This is a genomic window from Bradyrhizobium sp. HKCCYLRH2047 (assembly GCF_051168175.1).
Taxonomy (GTDB): Bacteria; Pseudomonadota; Alphaproteobacteria; order Rhizobiales; family Xanthobacteraceae; genus Bradyrhizobium.
The window spans coordinates 193605-216000 of sequence record NZ_JBNPUM010000007.1; the positions used below are offsets into that span (position 1 = coordinate 193605).

Below are 22396 nucleotides of genomic sequence, written 5' to 3' on the forward strand. Positions count from 1 at the left end.
GCGCGGCACGAGGCTGCGCTCAGGGCGGCAACTCACAGGAGACTTGGAATGAAGAGCGTGTTCAGAATCTTGCCGGCCGCCGGACTCGTGCTGGCCCTGGCCTCGGCAGGCCCGGTTGCGGCGCAGGGCCAGGCGCCGGCGCTGAAGCCGGCTTCGCCCGCCTGCATGGCCGGCGCGCGCGAGATTCTGGGGATGAAGAACGCGGCTGCGATGTACGCCAATGCCGTCCCCGGCATCGTGCAGCAGACCAAGCAGGCGCTGCTGCAGTCCAATCTCAACTACCAGAAGGACCTCGACGAGGTCGCCGTGGTGGTCGCGCAGACCTATGCCGGCAAGGAGAAGGAGATCGGCGAGAAGATGGCGCAGATCTACTGCAACGAGTTCTCCGACCAGGAGATCGCCAACCTCGTCGCTTTCTACAAGTCAGCCATCGGCCAGAAGCTGCTTGCGGCGGAGCCGAAGGCGATCCAGATGAGCATGCAGGCGATGAACCTGTGGGCGGCGGAGTTCTCCGACACCGTCACCGCACAGTTCCGCGCCGAGATGCGCAAGCGCAACAAGCCGATCTGAGGCTTGCGGCCGAAAGGCCAGGTCGGGGGAGAGATGGCTGAATTCGACGTCGACCTGTTCGTGATCGGTGGCGGCTCGGGCGGCGTGCGCGCCGCCCGCATCGCGAGCGGCTATGGCGCTCGCGTTGTTGTCGCCGAGGAATACCGCATGGGCGGCACCTGCGTGATCCGCGGCTGCGTGCCCAAGAAGCTGTTCGTGATCGGCTCGCATGTCCGCCAGGAGATCGCCGACGCCGCGGGCTTCGGCTGGACGATCCCGACCGCGACCTTCGACTGGCCGACGCTGATCAGGAACAAGGACAAGGAGATCGCGCGGCTCGAGGCGGCCTACACCAGCAACGTCGAGAAGTCCGGCGCCAGGATCGTCAAGACCCGCGCGGTGCTCGAGGACGCCCACACCGTGCGGCTGACGACCGGCGAGACCATCCGCGCCAAGTACATTCTCATCGCGACCGGCGGCGCGCCCAACCACGGCACGCCGATTCCCGGCATCGAGCACGTCATCTCGTCCAACGAGGCGTTTCATCTCGACGAGCTGCCGCGCCGGATCGTGATCCAGGGCGGCGGCTACATCGCGCTCGAGTTCGCCTGCATCTTCGCCAATTTCGGCTCCGACGTGACCGTGGTCTATCGCGGCGACAACATCCTGCGCGGCTTCGACGAGGACGTCCGCAAGCATGTCCGCTCGGAGATGGAGAAGGAAGGCATCACCATCCTTACCGGATGCACCGTCACCAGCGTCGACAAGCACGGCCAGGACTACACCACCCATCTGTCGAACGGCTCCAGCATCGCCTCCGACAAGGTGATGTTCGCGATCGGCCGCCATCCCGCGGTGGCCAATCTCGGCCTGGAGAAGGCCGGCGTCGCCATCAATCCCCGCAACGGCGGCATCGCGGTCGACGCGTTCTCGCAGAGCTCGGTGCCGAGCATCTACGCGATCGGCGACGTCACCCATCGCTTCAACCTGACGCCGGTCGCGATCCGCGAGGGCCACGCCTTTGCCGACACCGTGTTCGGCGGCAAGACCGTGCGCGTCGATCACGCGGACATTCCGACCGCCGTGTTCTGCCAGCCCGAGGTCGGCACCGTCGGCCTGACGGAAACCCAGGCGCGCGAGCTGTACGACCGCGTCGACATCTACAAGACGAATTTCCGCCCGATCAAGGCGACGATGTCCGGCCGAGACACCCGCGTGCTGATGAAGCTCGTCGTCGACGGCACCAGCGACCGCGTGCTCGGCTGCCACATCGTCGGCGACATGGCTGCGGAGATCACCCAGGCCGTCGCCATCGCCATCAAGATGAAGGCGACCAAGGCCGATTTCGACGCCACCATCGCGCTGCATCCCTCGGCTGCCGAGGAGCTGGTGACGATGCGCACGGTGACCGAGCGCCACGTGCGGCAGGCGGCGGAGTAGGACGCCGTCTGCTTCTTGGCGCTCGTGCGCAGCCGGCCTCCGTAGCGACTGCGGTGGCCAGTGCTCACGGTCTGACGACGGTCCACACCATGGCCGATCGGGCTTGCCATCTTGGAGCCGTTCAGTGAACGGGCGGTTGGAGAGCGACCAGCATGTCCCAGGATGATTGCCTTGCGACCTATCCGCCGCTCAACACCCTGAAGCCCGTTGCCGAGAACATCTGGATCGTCGACGGGCCCGTGATCCGCTTCGGCATTCCCGGGCTGAAATTTCCGTTTCCCACCCGCATGACCGTGGTGCGCTGCGCCTCCGGCGATCTGTTCATCCACTCGCCCACGCCGTTGACGCCGGCGCTGCGGGCTGAGATCGACCGGGAAGGCCGCGTGCGCGACATCATCGGTCCGAATCGCATCCACTATTGGTGGATCCCCGACTGGCAGGCGGCCTTTCCCGACGCGGCGATCTATCTGGCACCTGGCATTCGCGCGCAGGCGAAGGGCCGCATCGACTTCGAGGGCAGGCCGCTGGATCGCAGCACTGGCTATCCTTGGGATGATGAGATCGCGACCTTGCCCGTCCTCGGCAGCTATATGACGGAGGTCGTGTTCTTCCATCGGCCGTCGCGCAAGCTGATCCTGACCGATCTGATGGAGAATTTCGAGCCGGCCAAGATCGGCGCCGGCCTGGCGCGCTACCTGAGCTGGATCGGGGGCGTCGGTCCGCCGCATGGCGGCCTGCCGCGCGATCTCCGGCTGACATTTACCTGGCGGCACCGACGCGAGTTGCGGGCGGCGGTCGAGACCATGCTGGCGTGGCACCCCGAGCGGATCGTGATCGCCCATGGCGCCTGCCACCCCGGCTGACGGCACCGAGATCCTGCGCGAGGCATTCTGCTGGTTGCTGCGGCCTCGAACGGCCGGCATGGCCTCACGAGACCGGCCGTCGTGAAGCCGTGCTTTTCTCCTCCCGCCACGGACGTATAAGCTCGTGCCATCGAGGTTGGCGAGGGCGGACGGATGCGGCAATGGATGAGGCTGGTGCTGGCCGGATGCAGCGTGCTGTTCCTATGCAGCCCGGCGCTCGCCGACACCCGCATCGCGCTCGTCATCGGCAATTCGGCCTATCGCGCCGTCAGCCGGCTCGACAATCCCAGACATGATGCCGCGCTGATGGCGCAGACGCTGGCCGGGCTCGGCTTCACCCTGGTCGGCGGCGGCGCCCAGCTCGATCTCGACGAAACCGCGATGCGCAGGGCCGTGCAGGAGTTCGGCGCCAACGCGCGCGGCGCCGACGTCGCGCTGGTGTACTACGCCGGTCACGGCGTGCAGGTGCGCGGCGCCAACTATCTGGTCCCGGTCGACGCCAATCCGACCCGCGAGGCCGACGTCGATTTCCAGATGCTCGACGTCAATGTCGTGCTGCGCCAGATGGAGAGCGCGGGCACCAAGCTGAACCTCGTCATCCTCGATGCCTGCCGCAACAATCCGTTCGGCGGCCGCGGCCTGCGCGACGCCGGCAGCGGGCTTGCGCAGATGCGCGCGCCGGAGGGCACGCTGATCTCGTTCGCGACCCAGCCCGGCAACGTCGCGCTCGACGGCCGCGACGGCAACAGCCCGTTCACGAAGGCCCTGGCCGAGACGATCAAGCAGCCGGGTCTCGACATCTTCAAGACCTTCAACCAGGTCGGCCTGGAGGTGAAGCGGGCGACCGCTGGAAGCCAGCAGCCCTGGGTGTCGAGCTCGCCGGTCGACGGCGACTTCTACTTCGCGGGCCAAGCGTTCGCGCCGGCCTCGACCGCGCAGCCGGCGCCGTCGTCATCCGATCCGGCCGAGCGCGCCTGGGCGGTGACGCAGAACACCAGCAGCATCGCCGTGCTCGAGGATTTCGTGCGCCAGTTCGGCAGCACGCCATACGGCTCGATGGCGCGCGCCCGCATCGAGGAGCTGAAGAAGACCCAGACCGCGGCGCGTCCGGCGGAGACTCCGACCGAGCGTGCGCAGGCGATCCTGCCCAACCCACACCTTATGCCGCGCGTGGTCAAGCGCAACGTCTCGCAGGGCTATCTCAACCTGCGCAGCGAGCCCGGGCAGAAATCCAGCATCCTGACCCGCATTCCGGCCGGCGAGACCGCGATGGTCGGCGGCTGCGTGATGCCGGGCGACGGCATCAGCCGGTTTCCGTCGTGCCGGGCGGTGTGGAACGGCGTCGTCGGCTGGGTGTCGTCGAACGGGCTGGAGTGAGCAGTCCCGCACCCTCAGCGCATCGCCGCTCAGATCGCGCTTGTACACCACCCGGCTCGCAATGACGGGCCAAGCTGCTGTCTCGTCAACCGGCCTGCCGCGCGTTGCGCGGTCGTGCGAGATAGGGCAGCGCGAACATGTAAAGCCCCGTGCAGAGCAGCACGATCAGCGGGACAAGCGCGAGCAGGCCGATCCAGAAGGCCGGCTGCGTCTGCGTCATCGCCGCGATGTTGACGATGACGCCGAGCGTGAAGGCGATGGACACCCAGCGATGCACCTGCCGGATCGTGTTGCTCCAATTCATCTGTTTCTTTCCTTGATGATGAGTTTTCGTCCGGTTCGGCTCAGTCGAGCCGCGCCAGAGTCTGCTCCAGGCCGTCGAAGAACTTCGGCCAGCCGTAGCTTGCGCCCTGATAGGCGCGGGTCTGATCCGGTCCGAAGCCGGTCTGCTCCATGCGCAGATGCGTGCCCGCCGCTGTCGGCGTCAGCGTCCAGGTCACGACGCTGTCGAGGCCGAGCGCCGCCCAGCTGTAGGACAGCGTCCTGTGCGGCTCGACAGCCGTGACCTGGCAGTCGACCACGCCCCAGTCGGCCTTCAGCTTGAAGCGATGACCGGCCGCCGGCACGAAATCATTAGCCATCAGCCACTCCGCGATCAGATGCGGCTGCGTCAGCGCGCGCCAGAGCTTTTCCGGTGGATGCGCGAACTCGCGTTCGACGACGACGGTGCGGGTTTCCGGCGCGGCTTTCGTCATTGATCCATCCTGTTGAGAAGATTTTCCAGGTCATCGAACCGGCTCTCCCAGAACACGGCCATGCGGCTGGTCCAGTCGAGCAGGGGGGCGAGCGCCTTCGGCTGCGCGCGATAATGCGTCTGGCGGCCTTCGTGGCGCTCGCGCACGAGGCCGGCTTGCTTGAGCACGCCGAGATGTTTCGACACGGCTGGTTGCGACACGCCGGCCTTGGCCGTCAGCGCGCCGACGGTCTGCTCGCCATGCCGGCACAGGCCCTCGAAAATGGCCCGCCGGGTCGGGTCGGCAAGTGATTTGAACAGGAGGTCGGGCGATCGCGCCATTTTATCCATAACCCGTTGGTTATGGATAAACCCATAACCGCAAAGTTATGAATAGGTCAAGCATGAATTCTCGTTGGAGCGATCGGTCCGCAAGTTCGACGGGTGGGGCGCGGACGGCTTCGGTGGACTTCCGGGACCACCGCAGCATGATCCGGCCGGCGCGACCGCCCGGATCATCTGCGTTCATGGTCGGCTCAAGGCGCCAACGTCCATTGCTGCGATCCCGCCGCCGAGGCCGAGGTGGTCAGCAGCTGGTTGCCCACGGAGGTGCCGTTCTGGCTCATGACCTCGACCGGATAGCTGCGCACCGCGATCGTGCCGGCCGCGGCGTCGTAGCGGAAACGCTGGTTGTTGTTGCCGGTGCAGGTCCAGATGACGAGTTGCGCGCCGTCGCCATAGCTGCCGTTGTTGTCGAGGCAGTAGTGCGGGTCCTGCATGCTGCGGATCATGCCGCTGGCATCGTCGTAGCTCCAGGTCTGGTTGGCGGCGCCGGTGCAGTACCACTGGATCACGGCGGTGCCGTCGGCCATCGCGCCGCCGCTGGCGTCCATGCACAGCGCCGACGTGCGATTGACGATGCGGACCGGCTGGCGCGCTGGCGCTGTGGCGGTGGGGACCGGCGCGTAGACGACGCCGAGCTTGTCGATCTCGTCGCCGGACCGGCCGTGGAAGCCGGTGATCTGCCAGCCGCTCGGTGCGGTGTAGCTGGTGCAGCTCGACGTCGTCGTGCCGCCCGACAAAGTGCGGCCCGCGCTGGTGCCGAACGCGACCCGGAAGATGCGCGTGTGGCCCTCATACTGATCACTGCACAGATTGACCGAGGTGAGATATTCGCCGCTGCCGAGCGCCAGGCTCTGCGCCGTGCCGCCGGTGCCGCCATGGCTGTAGACATAGCCGTTGGACAGCGTCAGCTCGACCTGGTCGACCCGGGCTCCGGTGCGGATGGTCAGCTTGCTGACCACCGGATTGGCCGGCAGCGCGGAGACGTCGTTGTAGCTCGTGCCGTGCGGGCCGCCGAACTGGTCGCTGAGCCTGCGGCTCGCGGCCGTGGCGAAGCTCCAGTCGACCTCGATCGGATGATGATCGGAGAGCTGCGCGCCGTTTGAATCCAGCGCGTCCTGGCGGTCGGCATAGTTGGACGCCTGCAGGTTCAGGAAGCCGTTGTTCCGCCACAGCACCTTGTCGACGATCTCGCAATCCGGCCGCGCCGTCTGGGTATCGCCGCAGACCAGCGCATCGCCGATCGGCGGCACGCTGCCGCCGCGCACCGTCTCGATCCAGGCGTCGCTGAAACCGTGATGCAGGAATTCCCACATGTTCTGGCCGGCCCGGGTATAGCGCGTGTTGGTGTCGCCCATCACCATGACGGCGTTGCCGGCCGAGTTCGCCTCGATGTAGCTCAGAATCTGCGCCACGTCGGACTCGCTGTAGGCGAGATCGGTGGAGGACGTGCCGGACTGGGCGTGCAGGTTGTAGAAGTCGAGATAGACGCCTTCGGCCAGCCGTGTGCGGATCAGCGAGAAGCCCTTCGGAGTCAGCGCGTCCGAATCGGCGCGCTTGGTCCAGGTCACGCGATCGAGATCGTCGAACGAATAGGCGCTGAGCGTATTCATGCCGTCGCCGATGCCGGCCGTGCCCGAGGTCGGCGTGCGATAGGGATGGTTGTCGCAGGTGTCGTAGAGCGCGGCGTGCCAGAGAAAATCTTCCTGCACGTTGACGATGCCGAACTGGCGCAGATAGCAGCTGATCACGCGCGAATGCGCGTCGCTGCCGCCATTGTAGGCGGTCGGCGTTTCCGCCACGTTGTAGGTCAGCGTGCTGAACGTTCCGTCGGCGGCGTGCAGCGCGCTGCCGAGCAGGCTGGTGCATCCAAGCGCGATTGCGCCCGCCCATAGGCGAAGTGTCATTGGTCGATTCCCCTCGATGATGCCGGATAGCGGGGCGCGCGATATCACCTGCCGCGTGTCGGCCTGATGACGGATCGATGCATGTTCTGCGCGCGGCGTGTCGGGATGGCAGATGCGAGCGGGGGTTGCGTCGTGTGCGCACGACCGATCCGCCTGCGCTCTGCGATCGACCGCGGCCATGGCAGCGGTTGCGAATGACGAGCGCCGAGGAACTGACCGACGCCGACTCCTCCTCGCCCTGCACGGAAACACGCCGCACGCCATACTCTGCTCGGGGGACGCTGAGGGGACGCTGAACTGCTAGCAAGCCCGGCATCAGGTGATGGAGATGACGGACATGCAGTCCAACGAGGCTCGGCCGCGGCGCAAGCTGCCGATGATCCCCCGCGCGGTGTTGGCCGCTAGCGTCCTCGCCGTCTTCCTGTTCCTGCACGTCGTCGCAGCCACGATGCTGCGGGGCGATGCCACGCGAAGCGGAGCGCAGGCCGATGGGACTGCAACGCTCCAGCCCTACGATTGACGATCCCCGCTCATTTTCAACTTCATCAGCCGGAGCTATTTCATGGCCGGATCAGGATCATTTCTGCTGCTCAGCGCCGCCGTTTTCTTTGGTGCCTTCGTTTCCGGCCTGGCCGGGTTCGCCTTTTCCGCCGTGGCCGGCGCGATCCTGCTGCACAGTCTGCAGCCTTTGGAGGCCGTGCCGTTGATGATGGCGTGCAGCGTCGGCGTGCAGGCGACGAACCTCTGGGCGCTTCGCAGCAGCATCCGCTGGAAGGACAGTTTCGTCCTGATCCTGGGCGGCCTGCTGGGCGTCCCCCTCGCGCTTTGGCTGCTGCACAATGCGGACGCGCGCGTGTTTCAGCAGGTGTTTGGCGCGACGATCTCGATCTACGCCGGCTACATGCTGTTCAAGCCGGCGCTGGGCAGTCTTCAACCGATGAACCGAGGCCGCACCGCCATCGTCGGCTTCGGCGGCGGTCTCATCGGCGGCCTCACGGCGATGCCGGGTGCGCTACCGACGATCTGGTGCGAGATGCACGGCCTGCCGAAGACCGAGCAGCGCGGCGTCGTCCAGCCGTTCATTGCCGCGATTCAGCTCGCCTCGCTGGCGGCGATGCTGGCCCGGCATGATCTGTCGTCCAAGGTGATCATCGATCTCGCCTTGAGCATCCCGGCGCTGTTCGCCGGCACTGCGCTCGGCATCCTCGCCTTCCGCAGGATCAACGACGCGCTGTTCAGGAAGATGATCCTGGGCATCCTGCTGCTGTCGGGTCTGTTGCTGGTCGTATGACGGAGAGGCGTCGTCCCCTTCGCGCGCAGCCAAGCTATCGTTGCTGCATTCCGGGACGTGCCGCGAAGCGGTGCGGGTCCGGACTACTCCCGATCGCGGTCATGGACGAAAGATTTCTCTTTACGAATATCAGAAATCATGCTTTAGTGTCGCCATCCCGCCTCACTCGGAAGGGGCGTTGCGCGCGATCGTCACGACACGCGGGGCGGGGAGCGATGGCCGCGAGGGAGCCGCAGCATGTCTTCGGGCGTGCGGACGAACGGCTCGGCGCGGACGTGAAGTCGCAGCGTGCTGACACCCCGACGCTGGTGTCACGTTACGCGGAGCCTCGCTTCGCGTGGCAATGGTGGCCAACAAGCCCGGCGCACCAGGCAGACTGCGTATAAGCGTGAAGACCGTCGCGCAGGGAATGCCGGTTGACCGGCTGAACCTGTGGTACCTGCCGCCTGCACTTTCTTCCGCAGGCGGGCCATGGGCGAGGCCATCGTCCGGCATTCCCTGCGCCCTCCGACTATTGGAGGGTGAGCAAGACCAGTCCAGCTCGGGCACCATGGCGCCGCGAGAACGTTTGCTCATGGGCAACGGCGAGCCGACCCCTGACTCAGCTTTCGAGCAGCCACTCCGTCGCGCTGCGCCACAGCGTGTCGCGATGCGCGGCGCGGAAGAAGCCCATATGGCCGATCGCGGAGGCGCCGACGTCCTGTGGCGCGATGCTGAGCAGCTCTGGCGTCGTGCCCGTATAACCGGCGCACAGCTTCTCGACCGCGGGCCGTGTCGCCCAGGGATCGTCGGCCAGGCACAGCGCCCGCAGCGGGGCGTTGAAGCTGGCGTAGTTCGCGAGGCCCGGCAGCGATGCGTCATCGAACAGATAGCGCGGGCTCATGATCCAGCGCACCCATTGCAGGAACACCCCCTTCGGCAGGTCCTCGCCGACGCCGCTCCATCCCGGCGTGTAGCCGAGCGCATGCGTCAGCGGAACACCGATGCCGTTCAGCATCGCCGCCACGCGCCAGCGTTCACCCGGGGCCATCAGCTTCCAATAGCCGGCCTGCGAGGCGATGAAGAGCGCGCGCGACACCTCGGTGTTGTTGGCGAGCAGGCCGAGCGTCTGGCCGCCGAAGGAGTGACCGACATAGCGCAGCGGCAGCTCACCGAAGCTCTCGCGCATCCAACCGACCGCGCCGGTGATGTCGAGTGCGGCCCAGTCGGCCATCGAGGCCGCAAAGCCCTTCAGGGAGCGGGGACGGCTGCCGCCGATCCCGCGATAGTCGTAGGTGAGGACCGCGCAACCCTGCTGGGCGAGATGGGCTGCGAAGCCACGATAGATCCGGCGTGGGATTGCCGCCCCGGAATTGATCAGCACGGCATGCGCCGGCCTGCCGCGCGGCATGAACAGGCTGCCGGCGAGCGCAAAGCCATCGACGGCCGGAACGGTCAGATCCTCGCTCGAAACGCCGTCGGATTCCGTCTCGCCCACGCCTCGTTCTCCCGTCCCTTGCCCTTCCGCAGCAAAGTCAAATTCCGGTTGCGGTGCAAGCCCTTGTGTCCGCGCTTTAAATTCCAAGTGGCGGCACGGGGACAGGCTGTGTATAAGGCGCGCGCCGCCGTGCGGGGAACAAGTGTGCGGCCGTCCAGAGGGAGTAGAAAGCCATGACGGAGCGCTGGAGCCCGGAGAGCTGGCGGTCCAAGCCGGTGCAGCAGGTGCCCGACTATCCCGACCAGAAGGCGCTGGCCGAGGTCGAGGCGCAGCTTGCGACCTTTCCGCCGCTGGTGTTCGCCGGCGAGGCGCGCAACCTGAAGAAGGCGCTGGCGCGGGTGGCGGCCGGCGATGCGTTCCTGCTTCAGGGCGGCGACTGCGCCGAGAGCTTTGCCGAGCACGGCGCCAACAACATCCGCGACTTCTTCCGCGTGCTGCTGCAGATGGCGGTGGTCATGACCTATGCCGGCGCGGTGCCGGTGGTGAAGGTCGGCCGCATCGCCGGCCAGTTCGCCAAGCCGCGCTCCTCGCCCACCGAAAAGATCGATGGCGTCGAGCTGCCGAGCTATCGCGGCGACATCGTCAACGACACCGCCTTCACCGCCGAGGCGCGCATCCCCAATCCGCAGCGCCAGCTCGATGCCTACCGGCAGTCGGCGGCGACCTTGAACCTGCTGCGAGCGTTCGCCACCGGCGGCTTCGCCAATCTCGGCAGCGTGCATCAGTGGATGCTCGGCTTCGTCAAGGATTCACCGCAGTCGCGCCGCTACAAGGAGCTCGCCGACCGCATCTCGGAGGCGCTCAACTTCATGCGCGCCTGCGGCCTCGACCTCGAAAGCCATCCGGAGCTGCGCGCCACCGACTTCTACACCAGCCACGAGGCGCTGCTGCTCGGCTACGAGCAGGCCTTCACCCGTGTCGATTCCACCACCGGCGACTGGTACGCGACCTCTGGCCATTTCATCTGGATCGGCGACCGCACCCGCCAGCTCGATCACGGCCATGTCGAATATTTCCGCGGCATCAAGAACCCGATCGGCCTGAAATGCGGCCCATCGCTGAAGCCGGACGAACTGCTCAAGCTGATCGACATCCTCAACCCCGACAACGAGCCGGGACGGCTGACGCTGATCAACCGCTTCGGCGCCGACAAGGTCGGCGATCATCTGCCGGGACTGATCCGCGCGGTCCAGCGGGAAGGGCGCAAGGTGGTGTGGTCGTGCGATCCGATGCACGGCAACACCATCACCTCGACCTCGGGCTACAAGACGCGGCCGTTCGACCGCATCGTGTCCGAGGTGCGCGCGTTCTTCGCGGTGCATGCCGCGGAGGGCACCCATGCCGGCGGCATCCATCTTGAGATGACCGGCAAGGATGTCACCGAGTGCATCGGCGGTGCGCGCGCGATCACCGACGAGGATCTCAACGACCGCTATCACACGGTGTGCGATCCCCGGCTGAACGCCGAGCAGTCGATCGACATGGCGTTCCTGATCGCCGAGCTGTTGAAGCAGCAGCGCGGCGGCAAGTCCGCACCGATGCCGGCGGTCGCGGGCTTCTGATGCTGCGTTTGTGGCGCGCGACGGTCAACTCGCGCAACGGCCTGGCCTTCGCGCTGCGCTCCGAGCAGGCGGTGCGCGAGGAGGTCGTCGCATTCCTGCTGGCGCTGCCGCTCGCCTATGTGATCGGCGCGACGCCGATGCGCAGCGTCGAGCTGGTCTGCGCGGTGGTGCTGGTGCTGGTCGTCGAGCTGCTGAACACCGCGATCGAGAAGCTCGCCGACCGCCTGACCACCGAGCACGATCTGCAGATCGGCCGGGTCAAGGATCTCGGCTCGGCCGCAGTCGGCGTCGCGCTGCTGATGTCGGGCTGCTTCTGGCTGTTCGCGATCGCCGAGCGGCTCGGGCTGCTGTGAATGAGTTGAGCGATGGCCGCTGACTTCTTCAGGATCACGCTGGCCCAGCTCAACCCGACGGCCGGCGACATCGCGGGAAATGCCGCGAAGGCGCGCGAGGCGCGGGCGAGGGCGGCGGCCGACGGCGCCGATCTCGTGGTGCTGCCGGAGCTGTTCCTGGCGGGGCATCCATCCCGGGACCCGGTGCTGAAGCCGGCATTTCAGGCCGCGTGCCGGGCCGCGATCGAGGCGCTCGCGCGCGAGACCGCCGATGGCGGGCCGGCGGTGCTGATCGGCACGCCCTGGACCGAGGACGGCAAGCTCTACAATGCCTGCGTGCTGCTCGACGCCGGCCGCATCGCCGCGACGCGCTTCAAGGCCAACCTGGCCGATGGTGATCAGAAGCGCGTGTTCACGCGCGGCCCGGCGGCCGGCCCGCTCAGCGTGCGGGGCGTCCGCATCGGGGTCGCGATCGGCGAAGACATCTCGCTCGAAGACTCCTCGAACTACGAAAACGTCGTCGAGACGCTGGCGGAAACCGGGGCCGAGCTCATCGTCGTGCCGAGCCGCTCATGCTACGTGCGCAGCGGCGGCGACCGGCGCCTGTCGGCCGCCGTGGCCCGCGTCACCGAAAGCGATCTGCCGCTCGTCTGGCTCAACCAGGTCGGCGGTCAGGACGGCGAGGTGTTCGACGGCGCGTCCTTCGCGCTGAACGCCGATCTCTCGGTGGCGGCACAGCTCCCGGGCTTCGTCGCTGAAGTCGCGACCTTGGCATGGAGCAGGGGAGACGATGGCTGGCAGTGCCGGGGACCGGTCACCACGCTGATCGAGGGCGAAGAGGCGGACTACGCGGCCCGCATGCTCGGCCTGCGCGACCACGTCGAGAAGCACGGCTTCACCGGCATCGTGCTCGGCCTGACCGGAGCCATCGAGTCGGCGCTGGCCGCAGCCCTGGCGGTCGATGCGCTCGGGTCCGGCAAAGTCCGCGGCGTGATGCTGTCCGGACCCGGCACGTCGCAGGCGTCGCTGGATCAGGCCATGGCGGTCGCGGCGCGACTCGGCTTCGCCGCCGAGCGGGTACCGATCGCGGCCGCCGTCGAAGGCTTCGAGCGCGCGCTGCCCGGGCCGCTTGCGGGAAGCGGCCGTCATCAATTGCTGGCCCGCGTCCGCGCGACGCTGCTGATGGCACTGGCGAGCCTGTCCGGCGCGCTGGCCGTTGTCGTCGGCGCCACGGCCGAGATCGGCGACGTGGCTGGCGGGTTTGCGCCGCTCGAAGGCATCGGCCCGGCACAGTTGCGTCGTCTCGCAGCATTGCGAAACCGCTGGCGGTTCGCTGACGCGCTGGGACCGTCGGGCGAGGTCATCTCGCCCGCTCTGATCACGAGTCCGCTGGAGGCGCGCGACGACCGGGCGCTTGCCGACCGCGCGTCATCAGACGCGTTCGAGGGATGACGCCCATGGCCCGGCGACTGACTCGATCAGCGCTGCGGGATGAAAGTCGGTCCGACCGTGCGGATCTGCTTGTCGCCGCCAGCGCTGGTCGTGATGTCCGCGGTCGCTGGCGCTGCGGCCTCGGCCGGCGCGGCACCCTTCCTGGCGGCGTTCGCCGGCGCCCTGCCGGTCTGGCGCTGCTGCATGCGCTTGGCGCTCTCCTCGGTGACGATGATGTCGCCCTGCTCGGCGGCGGTGGCTCGGTCGTCGATCGACTTCAGTGCCTCCGCCCAGGTCTGGCCCGGCGCCTTGCAGGAACAGCTCGGGTTGAACTCGGTGCGGAACTTGAAGGCGTTCGGCAGCGCGGTATAGGGCTGACCGTTGACCGAGACCGCCTGGTTCATGTCTTCGCCGGGATTGCGATAGGTGAACAGCGTCGCGTCGGCGGCAGGGCATTGCGCCTTGCAGGCGCGCTCGTCGTCGGCGAAGCGGCCGGGAACGGTGGCAAACGAGATCGGGAAATAGGCGCCGTCGCAGCTGCGCACGCACACGGTCCGAAAGGTGCCCTGCGGCGCCGCGAGATCGGCGCTCGGCGGCGGCAGCGATGCGGCGGGATTGCTGTCGGCCCCGCCGCCGAACAGGCTGGTCAGGAAGTTGCCGCCGCCGCTGCGATTGGCGTTTGCATTGGCATATTGCTGGTACTGCGGGCCGCAATTGTTCTGGCCGAGGGCAACCAGCACCGAGCGGCGCTGGTTGTCGCGCTCACCGCCGAACCCACCGCTGCGCAGACGCTCCAGGCTGCCCATGATCTGGTCGAGGTTGGAGCGCATCTGCTGGATCTGGTTGTTCACCGGCTGGCATTCGGCCGCGCGGCCGTTGAAGATCGAAAAGAAGCCGGGGCTGTCGCAACCCATGCGCTTGGCCTGCATGCTGACGCGGTCGAGCTCGCCTTGCTGCTTGGCGGCCGCGTCCTGATAACGCCGGATCTGGTCCTCACGCGCGGGATCGCCGCCACCGCCGCGATCGATCGAGGCGAGCTGCGCTTCCAGACGTGGGCAGATCGGATTGACGCCGGCCTGCGGCCCGGGCGGGCCCGGCGGCATCTGCGCATAGGAATCGGAGCTGGATTGCGCCAGGGCGTGCGAGCCGGTCAGGGTCAGTCCGAGCAGCGCAGAGAGGGCCAACAGGCGCGGAGACAGGGATGCGATCAAGATGCGGTATTCCGGTCCATGGGTGCAGCCGCGGGACTAGCACAGAATTCGGAAAAATCGCGGCAGCGGCGGGCATCCCATAGCCGCTTTGTCGGGCATCGTCACGTCGTTTCCGGGGCGCCGGGGTGGCGGGAACAGCCGTTCCCGGCCGTCTCAGCGCTGGCAGGTGATCGCGACAAAGTCTCTGCAGCCGCCATGGGCGCAGTTTGCCCCGGCTTTCGGCACCGATCCGGTGATTTCATCGGGGTCGACGCGGCGATAGGAGGAGGCCTGTGCAAAATCCCGTGATTGGCAGTACGAGCGCGCAGCCGAGGCGCCGCAGCGGTCGCCCTTGGCGAGGCACTGGTCGACGCCGTAGCCGTCGGCTTCGTTGGCGATGATGAAGATGCGGCTCTCCGCCGTGGCGGTGGTCGCGGCGGCGAGGAGAACACAGCAGGCGAGCAGCGCCGGGGAGATTCGCATGGTGCACCGGTGGGTGTAGGAGACAACTCATGGTTAGGCCCAAAAGGTTAAAAATGATTAACCATGAGGCGGGGCGCGAGCATTTGGGCAGTGAAAGCGGCCGTTTTGCGGCTCTTGACGGAGACAGCCTGCTGCATCATGGTGAGTTTCATGAACGGTTTCCTCGCCATCTGCTGCATTTGCCGCGAGATTACGCGCTAGCGATTCGCTGGCTGAGGCCGTCTTTTCTCAACAGAGATGATCAGGACGCCCGGCCGGCAGGTCGGAAGCGTGATTCGTGCCGTAACGGCCGCGCTAGCGGGCGTCGTTCGGCGTAGGACACCCGTTGCGCCTCGTCATGGACCTGTCGGTCCGGCGAGGCGGTGAGCACAGGGCATTCGGGGACGGACCATGGACTTGCGTTTGTACGACACCGCATCGCGGGAGAAGCGCCGCTTCGTGCCGCTCGATCCCAACAACGTCCGCATGTATGTCTGCGGACCGACGGTCTACGACTTCGCCCATATCGGCAATGCGCGCCCGGTCATCGTCTTCGACGTGCTGTTCCGGCTGCTGCGGCATCTCTATGGCGAGAAGCACGTCACCTATGTCCGCAACATCACGGATGTCGACGACAAGATCAACGCCCGCGCCGCGCGTGACTTTCCCGGGCTGCCGCTGAACGAGGCGATCCGGAAGGTTACCGAGGTGACGGCCAATCAGTTCCGCAGCGACGCGGCTGCGCTCGGCAGCCTGCCTCCGACCTTCGAGCCACGCGCCACCGAGTTCGTGCTGCCGCGCCCCGATGGCAAGGCGGATATGGTGACCCTGATCAAGCAACTGATCGCGCGTGGCCACGCCTATGAGGCGGGCGGCGAGGTGTTGTTCGACACCCGATCAATGCCGGACTATGGCGCGCTGTCGGGTCGCAAGCTCGACGAGCAGCTTGCCGGCGCGCGCGTGGCCGTCGATGCACATAAGAAGAATCCCGCCGACTTCGTGCTGTGGAAGCAGTCGTCGGAGGACGAGCCGGGCTGGGACAGCCCGTGGGGCCGCGGCCGCCCGGGCTGGCACATCGAGTGCTCGGCGATGAGCGCGGCCTATCTCGGTGAGGTCTTCGACATCCATGGCGGCGGGCTCGACCTGATCTTCCCGCATCATGAGAACGAGATCGCGCAGTCGCGTTGCGCCCATGGCACCTCAGTGATGGCGAACTACTGGCTGCACAACGAGTTCGTCCAGGTCGAGGGCGCGAAGATGTCGAAGAGCCTCGGCAATTTCGTCACCATTCGCGACCTGCTGGCGGACTGGCCCGGCGAGGTGCTGCGCCTCAACATGCTCAAGATGCATTATCGTTCGCCGGCGGACTGGACGGTCAAGGGCCTGGAGGAGAGCGCCAAGACGCTCGACGACTGGTATCGCGTTGCGGCCGATGCGCCGGGCGAGCAGCCGGAGCCTGAGATCATCGCGGCGCTCGTTGACGATCTCAACACGCCGCTGATGATCGCAGAGCTGCACGCGTTGCGGAGCCATGCGGCGTCCGGCGGCGAGTTGGATCGCGCTTCCTTTGCCGGCTCGCTTCGCTTTGCGGGTTTCCTGTCGGAGACCGCCGTGCAATGGGAAGCGCGAAAGCAGCAGGCCAAGGGCGTGGACGCCGCCGAGGTCGAAGGACTGATCGCCGAGCGTACCGCGGCCCGCGCGCGGAAGGACTTCAAGGAGTCCGATCGCCTGCGCGACGCGCTCGCGGCGATGGGCGTTGTATTGAAGGATGGCAAAGGCGCCGACGGCAAGCCGGTCACGACCTGGGAGATTGCGCGATGAGCAAGCCCGACACCCCGTTTCCGCGGCACTGGCTGTACTACATCCTGCTCAAACTGGTGCTGATCGCGGGCGCAGTGGCGCTGGTCACGAAACTCTACGGCATGTGGTGACACATGGGACAGGCTCTCCCGAGGCCCGCACTGCGGCCGTTTCTTCCGGCTGATACGCCGCTGCTCGCCGCGATCTTCGTCGCCAGCATCCAGGGGCTGACAGGTGACGACTACAGCGAGGAGCAGCAGGAGGCCTGGGCGTCCGCTGCGGAGGATGAGACGGGCTTCGGCAAGAGGCTGGCATCCGAGCTCACCTTGATTGCGACCCTGCAGGGCTCGCCGGTCGGCTTCGCCGCGCTGAAGGGAAACGATCACATCGACATGCTCTACGTTCATCCGAACGCGGCGGGGCAGGGCGTCGGCGCCCTGCTATGCGACGCACTGGAAAAGCTGGCGGGCGCGCGCGGCACGACCGGTCTGTCGGTCGACGCCAGCGACACGGCGGTCGAATTCTTCCGCAAGCGCGGCTATGTCGCGCAGCAGCGCAACAGCGTCTCCATCAATGGCGAGTGGCTCGCCAACACCACGATGAAGAAGACGCTCGGCTCCGGGGGAGCGCAGGCATGAGCAGGGCAGGCACAAGCAGAGAACGACTTTATCTGTTCGACACCACCTTGCGCGACGGTGCGCAGACCAACGGTGTCGATTTCACGCTGGCCGACAAGCAGGCGATCGCGCGCATGCTCGACGATCTCGGCATCGACTATGTCGAGGGCGGCTATCCCGGCGCCAACCCGCTCGACACCGAGTTCTTCGCCGCCAAGCCCAAGCTCGGCCATGCCCGCTTCACTGCCTTCGGGATGACGCGCCGGGCAGGACGCTCGGTGTCCAACGATCCGGGCGTCGCCGCACTGCTGGACGCCAAGGCGGACGCGATCTGCTTCGTCGCGAAGTCATCCGCCTATCAGGTGCGCGTCGCGCTGGAGACCACCAACGAGGAGAACCTCGCCTCGATCCGCGACAGCGTGACGGCCGCAAAGGCCGCGGGACGCGAGGTGATGCTCGACTGCGAGCATTTCTTCGACGGCTACAAGGAGAATGCGGCGTTCGCCCTGGCCTGCGCACGCGCGGCCTATGAGGCCGGCGCACGCTGGGTCGTGTTGTGCGACACCAATGGCGGCACCATGCCGCACGAGATCGAAGCGATCGTCGGCGAGGTCGCCAAGCAGGTGCCGGGCGATCACCTCGGCATCCACGCCCATAACGACACCGAGCAGGCAGTCGCGAATTCGCTGGCCGCGGTCCGCGCCGGCGCGCGCCAGATCCAGGGCACCTTGAACGGGCTCGGCGAGCGCTGCGGCAACGCCAATCTGTGCTCGCTGATCCCGACATTGAAGCTGAAGACCGAGTTCTCTGAGCGCTTCGAGATCGCCGTCTCCGACGAGCAGCTCAGCGGCCTCGTGAAGGTCTCTCGGACGCTCGACGACATGCTGAACCGCGCCCCGAACCGGCACGCGCCTTATGTCGGCGAGAGCGCCTTCGTGACCAAGACCGGCATCCATGCCTCGGCCGTGCTGAAGGATCCGCAGACCTATGAGCATGTTCTGCCCGAGAGCGTCGGCAATCGCCGCAAGGTGCTGGTGTCGGACCAGGCCGGCCGCTCCAACGTGATCGCAGCGCTGGAGCGCGGCGGCATTCCTTTCAGCAAGAGCGATCCGAAGCTGACGCGCCTGGTCGAGGAGCTGAAGGAGCGCGAGGCTGCGGGCTATGCCTATGAGTCCGCGAATGCCTCGTTCGAGCTGCTGGCCCGGCGCACGCTGGGCTCGGTGCCCGAGTATTTCCGGGTCGAGCAGTTCGACGTCAATGTCGAGCAGCGCTACAACGCGGTCGGCGAGCGCGTCACGGTGGCGCTGGCCGTTGTCAAGGTCGACGTCGCCGGCGAGCGGCTGATCTCCGCGGCCGAAGGCAACGGTCCGGTCAATGCGCTCGACGTCGCGCTGCGCAAGGATCTTGGAAAATACCAAGGCTACATCGACGGCCTCAAGCTGATCGACTATCGCGTCCGCATCCTCAATGGCGGCACCGAGGCGGTCACGCGCGTGCTGATCGAGAGCGAGGACGAAAAGGGCGAGCGCTGGACCACGGTCGGCGTGTCGCCCAACATCATCGACGCCTCGTTCCAGGCGCTGATGGATTCGGTGTTCTACAAGCTGGTGAAGTCGGGCGCGCCGGGGTGAGGTGATGCATCCATCATGGCGAGCGAAGCGAAGCAATCCGTGGCTGAATGCACGACTCTGGATTGCTTCGTCGCCTCGCTCCTCGCAATGACGTGGAGAGGGTAGGAGCAAACGCATGATCGACCACGTCTCAGTCGGCGTCAGCGATCTCGCCCGCAGCGCGCGGTTCTACGAGCGCACGTTGGCGCCGCTTGGTTTGACGCGCTTGGTCGAACGTCCCAGCACGATCGGCTTCGGCAAGAGTTATCCGGAATTCTGGATCAATCTGCGCGCCGGCATGGCGCGGGTATCCGCCGAGACGGGCTCGCACCTTTGCTTCCGTGCCAGGAGCTCCGACGACGTCGATGCATTCCACGCCGCGGCGCTGGAGGCAGGCGGTGTCTCGGACGGCGCACCGGGGCTGCGGCCGCATGACCGCGTGCGCTATTACGCGGCGTTCGTGCTCGATCCCGACGGCAATCGGATTGAGGCGGTGACGTTTCCGGCCGAATAGGGATCAGAGCCGCTTGGCGATCTCTGGCGCCATCTCGGTCTCTTCCTTGGCGACGCGGGCGGCGGCCTCGCGCAGGCGCGGCAGGATGTCCTCGACGCGTTCGGCCTTGAGCAGCTCGATTTGGAAGCCGGGGCGGATGAACTCGGTCTCGCGCATGTGGGCCAGCAGCGCGAACAGCGGTTCCCAGAAGCCGTCGATATTGGCCATCAGCACCGGCTTGGCGTGGCGTCCGAGCTGCTTCCAGGTCAACTGCTCGACCAGCTCTTCGAGCGTGCCGATGCCGCCGGGCAGGGCCACGAACGCGTCGGAGTGCTCGAACATCAGCCGTTTGCGCTCGTGCATGTCCGGCGTGATGATGAGATCCTTGAGCGGCATCATGACCTCCTTCTTCACCAGGAAGTCCGGAATGATGCCGGTGACGTCGCCGCCATGGTCGAGCACCGCCTTGGCGACCGCGCCCATCATGCCGATGGAGCCGCCGCCATAAACGAGCCTGACGCCGTTCTCGGCAAGCGCCTTGCCGAGTGCCTTCGCCGATTCGATGAAGCTGGGATTCGTCCCCGGGCCGGAGCCGCAATAGACGCAAACGGTGCGGATTTCAGTCATTGGAGCGGTGTGACACTGCAGTTGAAAGGCGTCAAGACGAGGGCGGAGGACGTGGATTCGCGGGCTTTCACGGGATGATGCAGGCTGAATGGGTCCATTTGTCCGAAAACGAGTATGCAAATACTGCGCCGCGGTAACGGATTCCGTCGACGTACCGGTGCATCCGGCGCCCGGACACTCTATATGACGCAGGCAACGCCCCGGCATCACAACATGCCAAAACACTCGCTGTTCCAGAACGTTTGATGCCGCCCGATTCCTCCTCCGAAGCAGCCGCCAACCAGCCGCCATCGTCCCTCGAGCAGGGAACGCTGGCCGGTACGCTGCGCCATTTGTGGCCCTTCATCTGGCCGAGCGATCGCGCCGATCTGAAGATGCGCGTGCTGTGGTCCGTGGTGCTGCTGCTCGCGGCCAAGGTGGCGACGCTGGTTCTGCCTTTCACCTTCAAGTGGGCGACCGACGCGTTGACCGGCGCCAACACCGCGCCGATCGCGCCCGATAACTGGGCGTTCTGGCTGGTGGCCTCGCCGATCGTCATGACGGCAAGCTACGGCGGGATTCGGGTGCTGATGGCGGTGCTGACGCAGTGGCGCGACGGTATTTTTGCCCGTGTCGCCATGCATGCGGTGCGCAAGCTCGCGACCATCACCTTCGTCCACATGCACGAATTGTCGCTGCGCTTCCATCTGGAGCGCAAGACCGGCGGCCTGACCCGCGTGCTCGAGCGCGGCCGCAACGCGATCGAGACCATCGTGCGCATGGTGATCCTGCAGCTGATCCCGACCATCGTCGAGGTCTCGCTGCTGACGGCGGTGCTGCTGTGGCAGTTCGACTGGCGCTACGTGCTGGTCACGCTGACCATGGTCGCGGCGTATCTCTATTACACCTACATCGCGACCGAGTGGCGCATCGAGATCCGGCGCCGCATGAACGACTCGGATACGGACGCCAACACCAAGGCGATCGACTCGCTGCTCAACTACGAGACGGTGAAATATTTCGGCGCCGAGGCGCGCGAGGCGGAGCGCTACGACCGTTCGATGGAGCGCTACGAGCGGGCCAGCGTGAAGACCTATACCTCGCTGGCGGTGCTCAACGCCGGGCAGGCCGTGATCTTCACGGTCGGGTTGACGGTGGCCATGCTGATGTGCGCCCAGGGCGTGCGCCAGGGACGCAACACCGTCGGCGACTTCGTCATGATCAACAGCATGATGATCCAGCTCTATCAGCCGCTGAACTTCATGGGCATGGTCTATCGCGAGATCAAGCAGGCCATCATCGATATCGAGAAGATGTTCGGCGTGCTCACGCGCGATGCCGAGGTGAACGACGCGCCCGGAGCGGCGCCTTTGCTGGTCACCTCCGGCAACGTCCGCTTCGAGGACGTCCGCTTTGCCTATGAGCCGGAGCGGCCGATCCTGCAGGGGCTCAGCTTCGAGGTGCCGGCGGGCAAGACGGTCGCGATCGTGGGGCCGTCCGGTGCTGGCAAGTCGACCATCTCGCGGCTGCTGTTTCGGCTCTACGACGTCTCCGGCGGCCGCATTCTGATCGATGGCCAGGACATCCGCGATGTTACCCAGATGTCGCTGCGCGCCCAGATCGGGATGGTGCCGCAGGATACCGTGCTGTTCAATGACACCATCCGCTACAACATCCGCTACGGACGCTGGGATGCGGACGACGCCGCTGTTGAGGAGGCGGCGAGGCTGGCCCAGATCGACGGTCTGATCCGGATGGCGCCGAAGGGCTACGAGACCCAGGTGGGAGAGCGCGGCCTCAAGCTCTCCGGTGGCGAGAAGCAGCGCGTCGCGATTGCCCGCACCATCCTGAAGGGGCCGCCGATCCTCGTGCTGGACGAGGCGACCTCGGCGCTGGACAGCCATACCGAGCACGAGATCCAGGAGGCGCTCGATGGCGTGTCGCGCAACCGCACGTCGCTCGTGATCGCGCACCGGCTTTCGACCATCGTAGCGGCCGATGAGATCATCGTGCTCGACCGGGGTCGCATCGCCGAGCGCGGCACCCACGCCGAGCTGCTGGCCAAAAGCGGGCTGTATGCCGGCATGTGGAACCGGCAGCGCGAGGCCGAGGAGGCGCGCGAAAAACTGGCGCAGATTGGCGATGAGGCCACGGCGCCGAACCGCAATCCGCCTGATCGGGGCGAACCGGATGTCGCCGGGCCGGATCTGGCGGGACGGGTAGCCAGCGCCGCCGAATGATGCTGCGGACCGCCCTGATCTGAACTCAAGACTGCATTAAGGATTCATTTTGACCTTCGCCGGCCATCGACCTA

General features: G+C 66.5%; 22 protein-coding genes. 14 read left to right on the top strand and 8 right to left on the bottom strand.

Going from position 1 to position 22396, the window contains the following annotated elements:
- Positions 1–48 precede the first annotated feature (48 nt).
- The 4 genes from ACQR1D_RS18365 to ACQR1D_RS18380 all read left to right on the top strand — a co-directional run bounded on the left by ACQR1D_RS18365 (position 49) and on the right by ACQR1D_RS18380 (position 4229).
- Positions 49–570, top strand: a complete 522-nt coding sequence (locus ACQR1D_RS18365; protein ID WP_315803073.1) for a DUF2059 domain-containing protein — start codon at positions 49–51, stop codon at positions 568–570.
- Between the two features lie 33 nt (positions 571–603).
- Positions 604–1989 carry a glutathione-disulfide reductase gene (gene gorA, locus ACQR1D_RS18370; protein WP_434838971.1) on the top strand — a complete coding sequence of 462 codons (1386 nt, stop codon included), beginning with the start codon at positions 604–606 and terminating at the stop codon, positions 1987–1989.
- A 152-nt stretch (positions 1990–2141) separates the two neighbouring features.
- Entirely contained in the window at positions 2142–2852 is a 711-nt protein-coding gene (locus ACQR1D_RS18375; RefSeq protein ID WP_434838972.1) for a DUF4336 domain-containing protein, read from the top strand.
- Positions 2853–3005: 153 nt separating this feature from the next.
- Positions 3006–4229, top strand: a complete 1224-nt coding sequence (locus ACQR1D_RS18380; RefSeq protein WP_434838973.1) for a caspase family protein — start codon at positions 3006–3008, stop codon at positions 4227–4229.
- A gap of 85 nt (positions 4230–4314) precedes the next feature.
- Here the strand turns inward: ACQR1D_RS18380 and ACQR1D_RS18385 are convergent, their stop codons facing one another.
- The 4 genes from ACQR1D_RS18385 to ACQR1D_RS18400 all read right to left on the bottom strand — a co-directional run bounded on the left by ACQR1D_RS18385 (position 4315) and on the right by ACQR1D_RS18400 (position 7211).
- Positions 4315–4533, bottom strand: a complete 219-nt coding sequence (locus tag ACQR1D_RS18385) for a hypothetical protein (RefSeq protein WP_316180663.1) — start codon at positions 4531–4533, stop codon at positions 4315–4317.
- 40 nt (positions 4534–4573) lie between these two features.
- Entirely contained in the window at positions 4574–4984 is a 411-nt protein-coding gene (locus tag ACQR1D_RS18390) for an SRPBCC family protein (RefSeq protein WP_434838974.1), read from the bottom strand.
- Positions 4981–5304, bottom strand: a complete 324-nt coding sequence (locus ACQR1D_RS18395) for an ArsR/SmtB family transcription factor (RefSeq protein WP_434838975.1) — start codon at positions 5302–5304, stop codon at positions 4981–4983. Before ACQR1D_RS18395 ends, ACQR1D_RS18390 begins: the two co-directional genes overlap by 4 nt.
- A gap of 194 nt (positions 5305–5498) precedes the next feature.
- Positions 5499–7211 carry a jacalin-like lectin gene (locus tag ACQR1D_RS18400; protein ID WP_434893939.1) on the bottom strand — a complete coding sequence of 571 codons (1713 nt, stop codon included), beginning with the start codon at positions 7209–7211 and terminating at the stop codon, positions 5499–5501.
- Between the two features lie 328 nt (positions 7212–7539).
- On the opposite strand from ACQR1D_RS18400, the gene ACQR1D_RS18405 reads away from it, so the two are divergent.
- Together ACQR1D_RS18405 and ACQR1D_RS18410 are read left to right on the top strand one after the other, a co-directional pair.
- Positions 7540–7731: a hypothetical protein gene (locus ACQR1D_RS18405; protein ID WP_316180668.1), complete on the top strand. Its 192-nt coding sequence runs from the start codon at positions 7540–7542 to the stop codon at positions 7729–7731.
- Between the two features lie 42 nt (positions 7732–7773).
- A complete protein-coding gene (locus ACQR1D_RS18410; protein ID WP_434893940.1) occupies positions 7774–8502 on the top strand; it encodes a sulfite exporter TauE/SafE family protein in 729 nt (242 codons plus the stop codon).
- 601 nt (positions 8503–9103) lie between these two features.
- Here the strand turns inward: ACQR1D_RS18410 and ACQR1D_RS18415 are convergent.
- Positions 9104–9979, bottom strand: a complete 876-nt coding sequence (locus ACQR1D_RS18415) for an alpha/beta hydrolase family protein (RefSeq protein ID WP_434893941.1) — start codon at positions 9977–9979, stop codon at positions 9104–9106.
- Positions 9980–10152: 173 nt separating this feature from the next.
- Here ACQR1D_RS18415 and ACQR1D_RS18420 point away from each other — a divergent pair, with 173 nt between their 5' ends.
- The 3 genes from ACQR1D_RS18420 to ACQR1D_RS18430 are packed head-to-tail and all read left to right on the top strand — an operon-like array spanning position 10153 to position 13325.
- A complete protein-coding gene (locus ACQR1D_RS18420) occupies positions 10153–11541 on the top strand; it encodes a class II 3-deoxy-7-phosphoheptulonate synthase (protein WP_316180675.1) in 1389 nt (462 codons plus the stop codon).
- Positions 11541–11894 (top strand): diacylglycerol kinase, encoded by a 354-nt coding sequence (locus ACQR1D_RS18425; RefSeq protein WP_315776898.1) that lies wholly within the window; start codon positions 11541–11543, stop codon positions 11892–11894. Before ACQR1D_RS18420 ends, ACQR1D_RS18425 begins: the two co-directional genes overlap by 1 nt.
- A 12-nt stretch (positions 11895–11906) precedes the next feature.
- Positions 11907–13325, top strand: coding sequence for a nitrilase-related carbon-nitrogen hydrolase (locus ACQR1D_RS18430; RefSeq protein ID WP_434893942.1), 1419 nt, complete (start codon positions 11907–11909; stop codon positions 13323–13325).
- Between the two features lie 26 nt (positions 13326–13351).
- Here the strand turns inward: ACQR1D_RS18430 and ACQR1D_RS18435 are convergent, their stop codons facing one another.
- Complete coding sequence (locus ACQR1D_RS18435) at positions 13352–14515, bottom strand: DUF2865 domain-containing protein (protein ID WP_315803087.1); 1164 nt, start codon at positions 14513–14515, stop codon at positions 13352–13354.
- Positions 14516–14668: 153 nt separating this feature from the next.
- Complete coding sequence (locus ACQR1D_RS18440) at positions 14669–14977, bottom strand: hypothetical protein (RefSeq protein ID WP_315803088.1); 309 nt, start codon at positions 14975–14977, stop codon at positions 14669–14671.
- A 390-nt stretch (positions 14978–15367) separates the two neighbouring features.
- On the opposite strand from ACQR1D_RS18440, the gene cysS reads away from it, so the two are divergent.
- The 4 genes from cysS (at position 15368) to ACQR1D_RS18460 (ending at position 19497) form a co-directional block, all read left to right on the top strand.
- On the top strand, positions 15368–16777 hold the full coding sequence (gene cysS, locus ACQR1D_RS18445) for a cysteine--tRNA ligase (RefSeq protein ID WP_434838979.1): 1410 nt from the start codon (positions 15368–15370) through the stop codon (positions 16775–16777).
- Positions 16778–16890: 113 nt separating this feature from the next.
- Complete coding sequence (locus ACQR1D_RS18450; protein WP_315803090.1) at positions 16891–17394, top strand: GNAT family N-acetyltransferase; 504 nt, start codon at positions 16891–16893, stop codon at positions 17392–17394.
- Positions 17391–19004, top strand: a complete 1614-nt coding sequence (cimA, locus tag ACQR1D_RS18455; RefSeq protein WP_434838980.1) for a citramalate synthase — start codon at positions 17391–17393, stop codon at positions 19002–19004. Before ACQR1D_RS18450 ends, cimA begins: the two co-directional genes overlap by 4 nt.
- A gap of 115 nt (positions 19005–19119) precedes the next feature.
- On the top strand, positions 19120–19497 hold the full coding sequence (locus tag ACQR1D_RS18460) for a VOC family protein (RefSeq protein WP_315803092.1): 378 nt from the start codon (positions 19120–19122) through the stop codon (positions 19495–19497).
- Between the two features lie 3 nt (positions 19498–19500).
- Here ACQR1D_RS18460 and ACQR1D_RS18465 read toward each other — a convergent pair whose 3' ends face one another.
- Entirely contained in the window at positions 19501–20103 is a 603-nt protein-coding gene (locus ACQR1D_RS18465) for a TIGR00730 family Rossman fold protein (RefSeq protein ID WP_315803093.1), read from the bottom strand.
- A 245-nt stretch (positions 20104–20348) separates the two neighbouring features.
- Here ACQR1D_RS18465 and ACQR1D_RS18470 point away from each other — a divergent pair, with 245 nt between their 5' ends.
- Positions 20349–22322 carry an ABCB family ABC transporter ATP-binding protein/permease gene (locus ACQR1D_RS18470; protein WP_434838981.1) on the top strand — a complete coding sequence of 658 codons (1974 nt, stop codon included), beginning with the start codon at positions 20349–20351 and terminating at the stop codon, positions 22320–22322.
- The last annotated feature ends 74 nt before the right edge of the window (positions 22323–22396 follow it).